At 62.2% G+C, this 13,896-nt stretch carries 12 protein-coding genes; 6 read left to right on the forward strand and 6 right to left on the reverse strand.

The genetic code is table 11. From position 1 onward, the window contains the following. Positions 1-244: 244 nt before the first annotated feature. The gene (locus CRO06_RS06295) at positions 245-1,663 is read right to left on the reverse strand and encodes a 3-oxoacyl-ACP reductase (RefSeq protein ID WP_097058015.1); all 1,419 of its coding nucleotides are present in this window, start codon (positions 1,661-1,663) and stop codon (positions 245-247) included. Positions 1,664-1,884: 221 nt separating this feature from the next. Between CRO06_RS06295 and CRO06_RS06300 the strand changes: the two genes are divergently transcribed. Then, positions 1,885-3,171, forward strand: a complete 1,287-nt coding sequence (locus tag CRO06_RS06300; RefSeq protein WP_026948998.1) for an acetyl-CoA C-acetyltransferase — start codon at positions 1,885-1,887, stop codon at positions 3,169-3,171. A gap of 69 nt (positions 3,172-3,240) precedes the next feature. Here CRO06_RS06300 and CRO06_RS06305 read toward each other — a convergent pair whose 3' ends face one another. After that, the gene (locus CRO06_RS06305; protein ID WP_022995541.1) at positions 3,241-4,101 is read right to left on the reverse strand and encodes an acyl-CoA thioesterase; all 861 of its coding nucleotides are present in this window, start codon (positions 4,099-4,101) and stop codon (positions 3,241-3,243) included. A 205-nt stretch (positions 4,102-4,306) separates the two neighbouring features. Between CRO06_RS06305 and CRO06_RS06310 the strand changes: the two genes are divergently transcribed. The 4 genes from CRO06_RS06310 to CRO06_RS06325 are packed head-to-tail and all read left to right on the forward strand — an operon-like array spanning position 4,307 to position 6,916. After that, positions 4,307-4,621 (forward strand): PepSY domain-containing protein, encoded by a 315-nt coding sequence (locus tag CRO06_RS06310; RefSeq protein ID WP_026948997.1) that lies wholly within the window; start codon positions 4,307-4,309, stop codon positions 4,619-4,621. Further along, positions 4,621-4,929 (forward strand): PepSY domain-containing protein, encoded by a 309-nt coding sequence (locus CRO06_RS06315; RefSeq protein ID WP_022995543.1) that lies wholly within the window; start codon positions 4,621-4,623, stop codon positions 4,927-4,929. The genes CRO06_RS06310 and CRO06_RS06315 overlap by 1 nt, the downstream gene beginning before the upstream one ends. After that, positions 4,929-5,597, forward strand: a complete 669-nt coding sequence (locus tag CRO06_RS06320; protein ID WP_026948996.1) for a response regulator transcription factor — start codon at positions 4,929-4,931, stop codon at positions 5,595-5,597. Before CRO06_RS06315 ends, CRO06_RS06320 begins: the two co-directional genes overlap by 1 nt. Then, on the forward strand, positions 5,594-6,916 hold the full coding sequence (locus CRO06_RS06325) for a sensor histidine kinase (protein WP_022995545.1): 1,323 nt from the start codon (positions 5,594-5,596) through the stop codon (positions 6,914-6,916). The genes CRO06_RS06320 and CRO06_RS06325 overlap by 4 nt, the downstream gene beginning before the upstream one ends. Here the strand turns inward: CRO06_RS06325 and CRO06_RS06330 are convergent. Beyond that, a complete protein-coding gene (locus CRO06_RS06330; protein ID WP_097058016.1) occupies positions 6,903-7,523 on the reverse strand; it encodes a TetR/AcrR family transcriptional regulator in 621 nt (206 codons plus the stop codon). The two genes, CRO06_RS06325 and CRO06_RS06330, sit on opposite strands and share 14 nt — an antisense overlap. Before the next feature lie 88 nt (positions 7,524-7,611). Here CRO06_RS06330 and CRO06_RS06335 point away from each other — a divergent pair, with 88 nt between their 5' ends. Next, complete coding sequence (locus tag CRO06_RS06335) at positions 7,612-9,624, forward strand: NADPH-dependent 2,4-dienoyl-CoA reductase (RefSeq protein ID WP_097058017.1); 2,013 nt, start codon at positions 7,612-7,614, stop codon at positions 9,622-9,624. 49 nt (positions 9,625-9,673) lie between these two features. Here CRO06_RS06335 and CRO06_RS06340 read toward each other — a convergent pair whose 3' ends face one another. From CRO06_RS06340 to CRO06_RS06350, 3 genes are all read right to left on the reverse strand, one after another. Continuing rightward, positions 9,674-10,879 (reverse strand): acyl-CoA dehydrogenase family protein, encoded by a 1,206-nt coding sequence (locus CRO06_RS06340; protein WP_022995548.1) that lies wholly within the window; start codon positions 10,877-10,879, stop codon positions 9,674-9,676. Positions 10,880-10,893: 14 nt separating this feature from the next. After that, positions 10,894-12,201, reverse strand: coding sequence for an acyl-CoA dehydrogenase family protein (locus CRO06_RS06345; RefSeq protein WP_097058018.1), 1,308 nt, complete (start codon positions 12,199-12,201; stop codon positions 10,894-10,896). Positions 12,202-12,619: 418 nt separating this feature from the next. After that, entirely contained in the window at positions 12,620-13,789 is a 1,170-nt protein-coding gene (locus CRO06_RS06350) for an OmpA family protein (protein ID WP_097058019.1), read from the reverse strand. Between the last annotated feature and the right edge of the window lie 107 nt (positions 13,790-13,896).

Here is a 13,896-nt window from a genome sequence, read left to right on the forward strand (position 1 = left end):
CGGCAGGCAATCATTCCGACCGCTGCCGAGGCGTTCTCTTGTCCAGCAACATTGACCGCTGGCACAGAAGGGGCCACGAAGCCGCTGTGGGAGCTTGCCTGCAAGCGAATATCCCAATACCAGATGCCGTATTCGCCAGCAGGCTGGCTCCCACAGATTGCGCTCCTACAGCGGCCCCCGAATGTATCTCTCCAAGGCAGGTAAAAAGAGGAGGGACCGGGGAAGCCCCCGGTCCGGTATTGGATCAGGCGCCGAGCATCATTTGCCCGCACACGCGGACCACATTGCCGGTCAGGCCCTGGGCGGCGGGGCTGGCGAAGAAGGCGATGGTTTCCGCCACATCCACCGGCTGGCCGCCCTGATTCATGGCGTTCATGCGCCGCCCGGCCTCGCGGATGGTGAACGGGATCGCCGCGGTCATCTGCGTTTCGATGAAACCCGGTGCCACCGCGTTGATGGTGATGCCCTGGTCCGCGTATTCCTCGCGATAAGCGTCCACCATGCCGATCACCGCGGCCTTGGAGCAGCCGTAGTTGGTCTGGCCGGTGTTGCCGGCGATGCCGGCGATGGAGCTGATGGAGACGATGCGGCCGCCTTCGCCCATGGCGCCGTCCGCCAGTAATTGTTCATTGATGCGCAACTGGCTGGCGATATTGATATTCAGCACCATGTCCCAGAGGTTTTCCGGCATATTGCCGAGCATCTTGTCGCGGGTGACCCCGGCGTTGTGCACCAGGATATCCAGCCCGCCGTGCTCCTTGGCGGTCCGGGCGATAATCCCCGGTGCTTCATCGCTGGTAATGTCCAATTCCAGGGTATGGCCGCCGATTTCGCCGGCCACTTTGTTCAGGTCCTCCGCCATGGGCGGAATATCCAGCACGATCACCTCGGCGCCGTCGCGGGCCAGGACCCGGGCGATGGCGGCGCCGATGCCCCGGGAGCCGCCGGTGACCAGGGCTTTTTTACCGGCCAGCGGGCGTTGCCAGTCAAAGCCCTCGGCATCGAAGCCGGCCTGGCGGACGCGCACCACCTGACCGGAAACATAGGCGGATTTCGGCGACAGGAAGAACTGCAGCGGCGCGGCGAGCTGGCTCTCGGCGCCGGCTTCGGCGTAAATCAACTGAACCGTGGCGCCGCGTTTGATTTCCTTGCCGACCGAACGGGTAAAGCCTTCCAGGCCCCGTTGGGCGACCCGGGCGGCACCGCTCAGCGTTTCCGGGGTGCGGCCGATCACCAGCACCCGGGCGCATTTGTCCAGCTTCTTGATAACCGGGTGGAAAAAGGCCCACAGTGCTTTCAACTGATCCGGATTCTCGATGCCGGTGGCGTCGAACACCAGCCCTTTGAAGCGGGTATCGTCTTCACGGGTGGCGGTGTAATTGTCGGCGTTGACACCGGCGGCGGCCGCCTGCTTTTGCAGCTCGCTGGCGTTGCCGTTGTTGGCCAGTACCGCCAGTTGCGCGCCGGGAGCGGCTTTCAGGGTGGCCAGGATGGTATCCATGGCGCTGCCGCCCTCGGCGGCACCGGCCAGCACGCGGCCATCGATGAACGACGCCTGGCCTGGCTGCCAGCGCTCCAGGATCACCGGGATCGGCAGATTGATGGCGTTGAAAAGGGCCTTGCCCACGGAAGAGTTGGCAATCGTCTGATAGGTATCGTTCATGATCCTGTCCTTCGCCGTGCGATGTACGGAATGTCGACCCTCGGTGCGGAACACGCTTGCGGGTCACTGTTGGCTGCGTATTGAATCACCCGTCCGTGACACGCGGATTGACCCGCCTGGGAAACGCCAGGGGCGCCGTAGCCAATGAGGCGCGTCAACGGAACGATAGACTGCGCTCATCTGTTAATCTTGGCGGAAACGCCATTGTGGAGGATTTGACTATGCTGGCAGGCGACGCGGTTCGCAAGGTGGCCGTGGTGGGGGGTAACCGGATTCCCTTTGCCCGTTCCAATACGGTGTATTTCGGCGCAAGCAACCAGGACATGCTCACCGCCGCCCTCAACGGCCTGGTCGATCGCTTCAAGCTGCAGGGTGAGCGGGTTGGCGAAGTGGCCGCCGGCGCGGTGATGAAGCACTCCCGGGATTTCAATCTGGTGCGCGAGTCCGTGCTGGGCTCCCGTCTGGCGCCGGAAACCCCGGCCTATGACCTGCAGCAGGCCTGTGGCACCGGCCTGGAAGCCGCCATTCTGGTGGCCAACAAAATTGCGCTGGGGCAAATCGACAGCGCCATCGCCGGTGGCGTGGACACCACCTCCGACGCACCGCTGGGTGTGAACGAGGACGCCCGCAAGGTGTTCATGAACATCAACAAGGCGAAGACCAATGGCGAGAAAATCAAAGCGGCGCTGAAACTGCTCAACCCGAAGATGATCGTGCCGGACATTCCCCGGAACGCCGAGCCGCGCACCGGCCTGTCCATGGGCGAGCATCAGGCGATCACCGCCGCCGAATGGGGCATCAGCCGCGAGGATCAGGATGAGCTGGCCTGGCGCTCCCACCAGAATCTGGCCAAATCCTATGAGGAAGGCTGGCAGGAAGACCTGATCACGCCGTTCAAGGGCCTGGAGCGCGACAATAACATGCGTGGCGATTCCACCCTGGAAAAACTGGCGACCTTGAAGCCGGTGTTCGGCGGGCCGGAAGGCACCATGACCGCCGCCAACTCCACGCCCTTGACCGACGGAGCGTCCGCGGTGCTGCTGGCTTCCGAACAGTGGGCCGAGGAGCGCGGTTTGCCGGTGCAGGCGTACATCACCCACTGCGAAGTGGCGGCTGTGGATTTTGTTGGCAAGAAAGAAGGGCTGTTGCTGGCGCCGGCTTACGCGGTACCGCGCATGCTGGCCCGCGCCGGTCTGACCCTGCAGGATTTCGATTTCTATGAAATCCACGAGGCTTTCGCCTCCCAGGTGCTGAGCACTCTGAAAGCGTGGGAAGACGAAACCTTCTGCAAGGAGCGGCTCGGGTTGGACAAGCCGCTGGGCAGCATCGACCGTAACAAACTCAACGTGAAGGGCTCTTCACTGGCCGCCGGCCACCCGTTCGCCGCCACCGGCGGGCGGATTCTGGCCAATGCCGCCAAGCTGCTGAACCAGAAAGGCTCCGGCCGTTGCCTGATCTCCATTTGCGCCGCCGGTGGGCAGGGCGTGGTGGCGATCGTCGAGAAGTAATAAGGAAAGACGTCGCGGTCCTCTCCATAAGGAGCCTCTCCATAACAGGAAAGGACCGCGACAGGCGCGTTACATCTTCCGCATCAACCCTTCCTGGGCCACCGAGGCCACCAGTTCCCCCCGCTGATTGAAAATCTGACCGCGATTGAAGCCGCGGCCATCGGTGGCGATGGGACTGTCGCTCTGATAGAACAGCCAGTCATTGATATTCACCGGGCGGTGGAACCACAGGGCGTGGTCCAGGCTCGCCATCTGATGGTCACGGGTGAGGAAGCTCAGGCCATGGGGCAGCATCGCCGTACCCATCAGGCTGTGATCACTGACGTAGGCGAGAATGCACTGGTGCAGCACCGGATCCTCCGGCAGAGTTTCCGGCGCGCGCATCCACACCTGGCGCAAGGGCGGTGCCGGTTCCGGGCGCAGTGGATGGCGTTTCACCACCGGCCGCATCTCCAGCGGCTTTCTTCTCAGCATGGCGTTGCGGAAGTTCTCCGAGATATCCTCATGCTCCAGATAGCGCCGATTCAGCTCCTGTTCGGTGAGCAGGCCGTCCGGGCCTTCGGGGACCGGTGCATCGCATTGGTGTGAAGGGCCTTCCGCCGGCAGGGTAAAGGAGGCGGACAGGTCGAAGATCGGCCGGCCGCGTTGTTCCGCGACCACCCGGCGGGTGGAGAAGGTCTGGCCGTCGCGCACCCGTTCCACCCGGTAGATAATTGTATCCCGCGCGTCTCCGGGGCGTAGAAAATAGCTCTGCAAGGAATGGGCGGTGCGGCCGGGTACGCTGTGGGAGGCCGCGCGCAGTGCCTGGCCGAGCACCTGGCCACCGAAGATGCGGGGGCCAACGATATTGCGGCCTTCGCCTTGGTAGAGATCGGGTTCCAGTTCGGTGAGGTCAAGCAGTTGCAGCAAATCGGAAAGATCGGTATGCATGGAATCGCTCTTGTTCTTTGACGGTCTGGACAGCGGCGGGGCTGCCGGAAAAGGCTCAAAGTGACCGGATGTGGCGGATTTTGCAAGAGGGTAAAGGGGGTTGACGGTCTTAACAATGGGTTAAGATTCCATTCAGGGAAGGTTAAGCGGTGACGAATAAAGTGACTTTCGTACCCCAACGGAAGTGACTCAAAGGAGATAACCCATGCAAGCCAAGAAAGCGATTCTGACCGCCCTGTTTCTCGGTACCGCCACCCTGACCGCCGGCGCCTACGCCGACGACGTGGGGCCCGATCAGGCGATGAAACTGGTTCAGGACGGCAAAGTGAAGCCCTTCGAGGAGCTGAATAAAGCGGCTCTGGACCAGCATCCCAACGCCAAAATCGAGGAAACCGAGCTGGAAAAAGAGTTTGGCGGCTATGTCTACAAAGTGGAGCTGCGTGATCAGGACAACGTACAGTGGGACGTTGAACTGAACGCCGCCAACGGTGAAGTGATTCGTAACGAACGGGACGACTGATGTCTTTACCCCTCCGCGGGGCGGCAACCGCCGCCCTGCTGGTCTTGAGCGGTTCGCTGCCGGCGCTGGACGTGGGGCACGATGAAGCCTTGCGCCTGCGGCAGGAGGGCCGCATCCGGCCGTTTGAACAGATTCTGACGGAAGCCCTGCGCCAGTACCCCGGCGGACAATTGCTGGAGGCGGAATTGGAGCGCGAGGACGGTCATCTGATTTATGAAATCGAGTTGCTGACTCCGGATGGTGTGGTACGCGAGCTGGAGCTCGACGCCCGTACCGGCAGCGTTCTCAAGGACGATGTGGACGACTGATGCGCCTGTTATTGGTGGAAGACAACGTGGCCCTGGCGGACCAGCTCAATCCGTTGTTGCGTGATCACGGTTACGCGGTGGACTGGCTGGCGGATGGCCGTGATGCCTTGGTGCGCGTGCATGATGACCCGTATGACCTGGTGATTCTGGATCTGGGGCTGCCCGGCATGGGGGGCCTGGATGTGTTGAAACAATGGCGCGAGGAAGGCGTCACGGTGCCGGTGTTGATCCTCACCGCCCGGGACAGCTGGGCGGAGCGGGTGGATGGTCTGCGTGCCGGCGCCGATGATTATCTGACCAAGCCGTTTCATCCCGAGGAGTTGCTGCTGCGAGTGCAGGCGGTGCTGCGCCGTAGCCATGGCAACGCCAACCAGGCCTGTCTGAACGTGGGCGGCGTGGAGCTGGACGAGGAGCGGCAAAGCGCCTGGCTGGAAGGCAAGGAAATAGCGCTGACCGGCGCCGAATTCCGGCTGCTGCGTTATTTCATGCTGAACGCCGGCAAACTGCTGTCGCGGATGCAATTGGCCGATCATCTCTATGATGGTGAGAGTGAACGGGACAGCAACGTGCTGGAGGTTCATATCAATCGCGTACGGCGCAAGCTGGGGGCGCCGGTGATCCAGACCCGGCGCGGGCAGGGCTACGTCTTCACGGGATTGCACCGGTGACCTCCATTGCCGGCCGCCTTGGCGTCAGTTTGTTCGTCAGCCTGTTGCTGGCCGGCATTCTGGTGGGGCAGGGCGCGCTGTGGTGGCTGGACCAACGCCAACGGCAAGTGATGACCGCCAGTTTGCGCGATGAAGCGGTCAGTGTGCTGGCCGCGATTTCCCAAGGGCCGTCCGGGCTGCAACTGGAGCAGCCGATGCTGGATCCGGCCTATCGCCAGCCGTTTTCCGGCCGCTATTTCATGGTGTCTTTTGATGACCACATCTGGCGTTCGCGATCCCTTTGGGATCAGCGCATGGCGGACACCGAAAGCCGTGGTCTCGACAATGAACTGGTGCCGGGCCCGGATGGCCAGCAGTTGTTGCGGTATCGTGGTGACTATGAAATTTACGGCCATAAAGTGGCTATCGTAGTGGCCCAGGATTACACCCCGCAGTTGGAAAATTTCCGCAATACCCGCTCGGTGAGCCTGCTGGCATGGGTATTGATCCTGTCCGGCCTGGCGGCGGCGCAACTTTGGTTGATCCGCCGTGGCCTGCGGCCGCTCAACGAGGCTCGCCGCCAGATTGAGCAACTGCGTGACGGTGAACGCACCGAGCTGGATTGCGATGTACCCACGGAATTGCGGCCGCTGGTGCAGGAAGTGAACCGGTTACTGGGCCACACCGACCAGCAGTTGCGCCGTTCCCGCCACGCCATTGGTGATCTCGGACACGCTTTGAAAACGCCTTTGGCGGTGTTGCGTAACCGCTGCGACGAAGACCTGCGGCGTGAGCATCCGGATCTGTACCGTTTGCTGGATGAGCAATTGGCCCAGGTGGAGGACACCGTGCGCCGGGCATTGAACCGGGCCAGGGTGGCCGCCGGCGCCACCCCCGGAACCTTGTTTCACCCGGACCAGGACCTGGTGGCGCTACGGGACACCATGATCCAGGTTTACGGGGATGGCCGCCGCATCGAACTGATGGGCACCGAGCTGCCGCCGCAGCCGGTGGAGCGGGATGACATGCTGGAAGTGCTGGGTAATCTGATGGACAACGCCTGCAAGTGGGCTCGAGGCCGGGTATCGGTGCGTTTGTGGCGGGAGCCCGAGGCGTTGTGGCTGAGTGTCGAGGACGACGGCCCCGGCATCGAACCGGCGCGCCGCGATCAGGTGATCCGCAGAGGCGAGCGCCTCGATCAGCGCGTGGCCGGCCACGGCCTCGGGCTGGCCATCGTCAGTGACACCGCCGAGGCCTACGGCGGTGAATTGACGCTGGGACACAGCGAAGCGCTTGGCGGTCTGATGGCGCGGGTGTGCTGGCCGCTTACCCGCCGGTGACGTCTTCGCCGAGGCGCAGGCCGGCGATCATCAGATCCACCGCCTGATCGCTGACCGCCTCCATGTCATTCTGATCCAGGTAGATGCCGTCCAGCAGCAGCCGGCTCAGGCCGTGCAGGGTGGCCCAACTGGCTTGGGCCAGGCGCAGCGGGTCCATGCCCGGCGGCAGGCGGGAGGCCAGCGGCGGCCGGTACATCAGATCGATATAGCGGCGGAAACAGCCGTGGGCCACCCGGGTCAGCGATTTGGTGGGGCGCCCGGTTTTCCACAGGGTGCGGCCGAACATCAATTCATACTGTTCCGGATCCTGGCTGGCGAAGCGCAAATAAGCGTGGACGAAGCGGCGCAGCCCCCGGGCCGGTTCCGATTCCAGATCTTCCTCCTGCATCAGTGTTTCCAGCTTGCGGAAGCCTTGTTCCGCCAGGGCGCACAGCAGCGCGTTCTTGTCCGCGAAATGATGATAGGGCGCGGTGCGTGAAACCCCGGCCCGCTCCGCCAGACGCCTGAGTGACAGCCCCTCTATGCCTTGTTCGCGCAGCAGCACGGCGGCTTCGCGCAGCAGCGTGGCATGCAGGTCGCCGTGGTGGTAGCGGGCGCTTTGGCTCATCGGGACTCCTGGGTATCTTGACAGTGTCAAGACAGTATCCTAACTTGACGGCGTCCAGATCAAGCCGCCGCCAATTTGGAGAGCACTGATGAGCGAATACTCGCGCCTGCTTTCGCCCCTGGACCTGGGGCACACACAGCTGAAAAACCGGGTCATCATGGGGTCCATGCACACCGGACTCGAGGACCGTTTCTGGCAGTTTCCAAAACTGGCGGCGTATTTCGCCGAGCGCGCCCGTGGCGGTGTCGGCCTGATCGTCACCGGCGGCTTCAATCCCAACCGGCGCGGCTGGTTCTATCCGCTGGCGGGCACCTTCAACAGCCGCCTGGATGTGCGTAATCATCGCCTGGTGACCGACGCGGTGCATCGCGAGGGCGGCAAGATCGTGCTGCAGATATTGCACGCCGGCCGCTACAGCTATCACCCGTTCTCCGGTTCCGCCTCGGCGATCAAAAGCCCGATCAACCCGTTCAAGCCCAAGGCCCTGTCCACCCGCGAAGTCCGCCGCACCGTGCAGGATTTCGCCCGCACCGCGGCGCTGGCCAAACAGGCCGGTTACGACGGTGTCGAGATCATGGGCTCGGAAGGCTATCTGATTAACCAGTTCACCGCGCCGCGCACCAACAAGCGCACCGACCAGTACGGTGGTTCGGCGGAAAATCGCCGCCGCTTCCCGGTGGAAATCGTGGCGGAGACCCGTCGCCGGTGCGGTGATGATTTCATCGTCATGTACCGGCTCTCCGCCATTGACCTGGTGCCGGACGGCTGTACCCGGGAAGAAGTGCTGGCATTGGCGCGGGAAGTGGAAGGCGCCGGCGCATCGCTGATCAATACCGGTATCGGTTGGCATGAAGCGCGGGTACCGACCATCGTGACATCGGTGCCCCGGGCCGCGTTCGCGGAGGTCACCAAACAGATCAAGGATCAGGTGTCGATCCCGGTGGTGGCCTCAAACCGTATCAATGACCCGGATGTGGCCGAGAATATTCTGGCCAACGGCTGGGCCGATGCGGTATCGATGGCGCGGCCGATGCTGGCGGATCCTGAGTTCGTGCGCAAGACCGAACAGGGACGGGTGGATGAGATCAACACCTGCATCGCCTGCAATCAGGCTTGCCTGGATCACACCTTTGAACTGAAGCGGGCGTCCTGTCTGGTCAACCCGCGCGCCTGCCACGAAACCGAACTGGTCTATCTTAAAACCGCCAATCCGAAGCGGGTCGCGGTGGTGGGGGCCGGCCCGGCGGGGCTGGCTTGCGCCACGGTGGCGGCGGAACGGGGGCATCGGGTCACGCTGTTCGAACAAGCGGACGCCATTGGTGGCCAGTTCAATATGGCCAAGCGCATCCCGGGCAAGGAAGAGTTCTATCACACCCTGCGCTATTTCCAGCGACGTCTGGAGGTGACCGGCGTGGAACTGCGTCTGGGCCAGCGGGTCACCACCGAGGAACTGCAACAGCAGGGTTTCGATGAGATCGTGGTGGCCACCGGCGTGGTGCCACGCACGCCGTCAATCCCGGGTGTCGATCACGTCAAGGTGGTGTCCTACGTGGACGTCCTGCAGGGCAAGGTTAAGGTAGGAGAGAAAGTCGCCATCATTGGTGCCGGCGGCATTGGCTTTGATGTGGCGGAATTCCTCGCCGAAGCCCCCCGTGAAGGCCATCAACCGTTGCCGGAATGGATGGCGGAGTGGGGCGTGGATTTCACTTCCGACGCGCGCGGTGGCCTGGTGGAAGCGGAACCACCGAAACCACAACGGCGCCTGTACCTGTTGCAGCGCAAGGACAGCTCCGTGGGCAAGGGCCTGAACAAAACCTCGGGCTGGGTGCACCGGGCCACCTTGAAACAGCGCCAGGTGGAAATGTTGCCCGGCTGCGATTACCAGAAGGTGGATGATCAGGGGTTGCATCTGACGGTAAACGGCGAAGCCCGGTTACTGGATGTGGATCACGTGGTGCTTTGCGCCGGTCAGGAGCCGCTCAAGGAACTGTATCGGGAAGGTGAGGAGAATCTTCACCTGATCGGCGGCGCGCAACTGGCGGCGGAGCTGGATGCCAAGCGGGCCATTCGCCAGGGCGCCGAACTAGCCGCGTCGCTATAAAACGACAATCGCGGTCCTCTTCCTTGATAAAGAAAAGGACCGCGCGGTTTTATTTCAGTTCTTTCGAACTCAACCCCAGCACCCGCCGGGCAATCACCAGTTGCTGGATTTGCTGGGTACCTTCGAAGATGTCGAGAATCTTTGAATCACGGGCCCATTTTTCCAGCAGTTCGTCCTCGGTGTAGCCGAGGCTGCCCGCCAGTTCCACGCAGCGCAGAGTGATATAGTTTCCGACCCGGCCGGCCTTGGCTTTGCTGATCGAAGCTTCCAAAGTATTGGCTTTCTTGTTGTCCGCCATCCAGGCGGCCTTCACCGCCAGCCAATAAGCCGCTTCCCAGTCCGCTTCCATTTTGTAGATTTCAGCTTCCACGGCGGAGCAGTTGTCCACCGGTTTGCCGTAATCGTAGCTCATCTGTTTTTCGAGCAATTCCTTGATACGTTCCAATGAGGCCTTGGCGCAGCCGATGGCCATGGCGGCCACCAGCGGGCGGGTGTTGTCGAAGGTCTCCATCACTCCGGCGAAGCCCTTCTTGGTATCGATCTCCGGGCTGCCCAGCAGATTCTCCGCCGGTACCCGGCAATCCACGAAGTTGATGGCGGCGGTGTCGGAGGCGCGGATGCCCAGCTTTTTCTCCAGGCGGGCCAGTTCCATGCCCGGTGTGCCCCAATCCACCACGAATGACTTGATGGCGGCGCGGCCCAACTGTGGATCCAGGGTCGCCCAAACCACCACGCAGTCGGCGCGCTGGCCGGACGTGACGAAAATTTTCTCGCCGTTGAGAACGTAGTGATCGCCATCCTTTTTCGCGGTGGTGCGAATGGCGGCGGAATCGGAACCGCAGCCCGGTTCGGTGATCGCCATGGCGGCCCATTTGCCCTTGAAACGCTCCAGCTGTTCGTCATTGGCGACGGCGGCGATGGCGGCATTGCCCAGCCCCTGGCGAGGCATGGCCAGCAGAAAGCCAGTATCGCCATAGCACATTTCCATGGCGCCCAGACAAACGCCCATATTGGCGCCGTTCTTCACACTGCCACTGTCCTCCACCTTGCCGCTGCCGGTGGTGGCGGCCCCGGCGGAGTTGGCCGGATCGCCTTCGTTGAAGCCGTCCAGCACGGCGGCCAGCATGTCCAGCTCCTTGGGGTATTCGTGCTCGCCGCGGTCATACTTACGGGAAATCGGACGGAGGGTGCTGCGCGCCACTTGATAGGCGTTATTGATCAGCGGTTTGAATTTCTTTGGAATCTCGATATTCATGTGGGTTTCCCTCCTTACAGATGCAGGCCGCCAAAGGCGACGCCAACGGCACGCAGATCACGGTACCAGCGTTCCACCGGATACTCCTTGGTAAAGCCGTGGCCGCCGAGAAGCTGAACGCCATCGGTGCCGATCTTCATGGCTTTGTCCTTGACCAGAGTACGGGCCAGATGAGCCTCGCGGCGGAACGATTTGCCCTGCTCGGCGCGGCACGCCGCGCGGTAGGTAAGCATACGCATGGCATCCAGTTCGATAGCCATGTCGGCGATCATGAAGGCCACCGCCTGACGGTGGCTGATCGGCTCACCAAAAGCGGTACGCTCATTACAGTAAGGGACCACGTAATCCAGTACCGCCTGGGCAGTGCCGATAGCCAGAGCGCACCAGGCCAGAGTGCCGAGGTCGACGAAGGCGCGATAGTCAAAATCCTCGTCGCCCAGGCGATTCTGTTCCGGGACCCTCACTTCATCGAGGCGCAGCGGCCGTTGTGCGCTGGCGCGAATTCCCATGGCGGGGTCTTCTCCCACGGTCAGCCCCTCGGTGCCACCTTCGACGATGAACACCGCCGGTCCTTCCTCGGTGGCCGCCGCCACCAGAAACAGCTCGGCTTCCGCGGCCAGCGGAACCAGGGACTTCTCACCGGTGATGACCCAGTCGTCGCCATCGCGGGTGGCGTGGGTGTTCAGCACCATGGGATCGAACAGCGGGCGCGGCTCCGTGACCGCGATGGTGGCCAGCGGCGCCTGTTCCTCGGCGAAGCTGCCCAGGTACTTGTCCTGTTGTGTGGCCGTACCCCAGCGGGTCAGCGCATTGGCGACGCCCATGGGCGCCAGAATCGCCACCGCCTGCCCCATGTCACCCCAGCCCAGATCCTCGGCCACCAGCATGCTGGTGACGGTGGTGCTCTCGTTGGCGGCGCCGCCGAGCGCTTCCGGGACGGCGAAGAAATTCAGCCCCAGCTCCCGCGCCTGGCCCATCACCTCCTCGGCGGTACCCTGGTCATGATCGGCCTGTTCCGCTTGTTCTCTCAGCACCTCGCCGGCGAAAGCCCGCACGCTGTCGCGGATCATCTGCTGCTCTTCGGTGATATTGAGATCGAACAGGTCCGTGGTGGTACCCGGCGCGTTGAGGCGCTCGGGCCGATCCACTTTACGGGCGGACTTGAAGGCGCGGGCGGAAGTGGTGAGCACCTGGAAACCGCCCTTGGTCAGGCGATAGGCCAGCCGCTCGGCGGTATGGCGCATACCCAGCCGGTCCAGCAGCTCGGAGGACGCCAGACGGTTAAGGGCAGTGAGTGCGTAGCCAATAGCATCTTTGGCCATGAGAATCCCCGTGGTCGTTATCGAATGATCCGATTATGGGGCAGGTGGCCTCTCAGGGATTGACTGCCTCGACCAGAGGAGGCGGCAGCGCAGCCACGACAATGACCGAGCAGTCTTGACGCTGACGGATTAGGGGTTGCCGGGCAGGGGGGATGGAGAAAAACGGCATCCCTCTCCATCGTGGACAGCGGAGCCGCTACAACGTCGCTGTGGGAGCTTGCCTGCAAGCGAATCCTGGGGCCCGAGAGCCTGGTTGCTTGCAGGCACGCTCCCACAGCGGCTTGGTAGCCCTTTCCGTGCCAGCGGTTGTCCACACAGACTCGAGCCCTCCATTCCCGTTATTCCGCCACAAAAAAAGCCCGGCGCGAAGGCCGGGCTTTTCCAAGAGTCGAGGACTCTCTGTTTGAAGCGGTTCCGATTAATCCTGGAACTGAGCTTCTTTCACGGTCGCTTTCATGATCGCTTCCACGCGACGGTTCTGAGCGCGGCCTTCGCGAGTGCTGTTGTCAGCAATCGGTTTGGCTTCGCCGTAACCTTCAGTGGAGATGCGGTTGCTGTCCACGTTGAAGTGGTTAACCAGCACGTCCTTCACGGCGTTGGCACGCTGCTGGGACAGTTTCTGGTTGTAGCCTTCCGGACCGGCGCTGTCGGTGTGACCTTCCAGAACCAGGTTCGCGGACGGGTACTCGCGCATGCGGGTAGCCAGGCCTTCCAGCTCGGGGTAGGAGGTTTGACGAACAACCGCCTTGTCGAACTCGAACTCCACGTACAGGGTTTCTTTAATGTCTTCGGTCAGGTAGAGCTGGCAGCCCACCTCGTCGACTTTCGCGCCGGCCGGGGTGTTCGGGCACTGGTCAGCGCTGTTCGGTACGCCGTCACCATCGTCGTCCAGCTCACAACCGCGGGCATCGACTACCGCGCCGGCCGGAGTGTTCGGGCATTGATCACGATCATCCGGAACACCGTCGCCGTCGCTGTCGGTGGCCACGTCGGTTACCGGAGCCGGCTTGGCAGCGCTGGAAGCGCCGATCAGCAGGTTCAGGCCGGCGTAGATCTGGCCATCCCAACGCTCGCTGCGGAAGCTGTAGGTCGGGCGTGCGCCTACGTCCAGCAGGAAGTTGCGAGCCAGCGCGGTTTGCACACCGAATTCAACACCACCAACGGTTTCCTTGAAATCGTCGTCGCTTTGGCTGTTGAACTCAGTACGGGTTTCACCGGCGTTCAAACCGACATAGGTTTCGAACGGGGAAGCGTCACCACGGAAGTGCTTGCGCAGGCTGACGAAGTTGTTGCGCAGGTCCACGCTGTTGTAGTTGTTGCGTTCCCACCATGCCTGGATGGACCAGTCACGGTTGAAGCGGTAACCGAGTTGCGCGCCCGGCAGGGTCACGGTATCGGTGCTGACACCGGGCACGTTGTCGTCAATATACCCGTCACCCTCGTAGTGATCGCCTATGTCCATCCAGCTTTGGCTGACGTGACCACCGAGATAGAAATACCGATCGGGGATATCCGCGGCCGTGGCAACACTCGCAACGGATACGGAGGCCAGTGCAATGCTGGAGGCAAGAAAACGTTTAGCGTCCATAACTCCTTCCTTTTTATCGTGTAGGCAGAACAAACACTGGAACAGTTTGTCATGCATATTTTAGGAGTAAATGGGGCGGCGCTTATTAATAAGAAAATTTACAAACA

Origin of the sequence: Alloalcanivorax xenomutans (genome assembly GCF_900217905.1) — a bacterium.
Taxonomy (GTDB): Bacteria; Pseudomonadota; Gammaproteobacteria; order Pseudomonadales; family Alcanivoracaceae; genus Alloalcanivorax; species Alloalcanivorax xenomutans.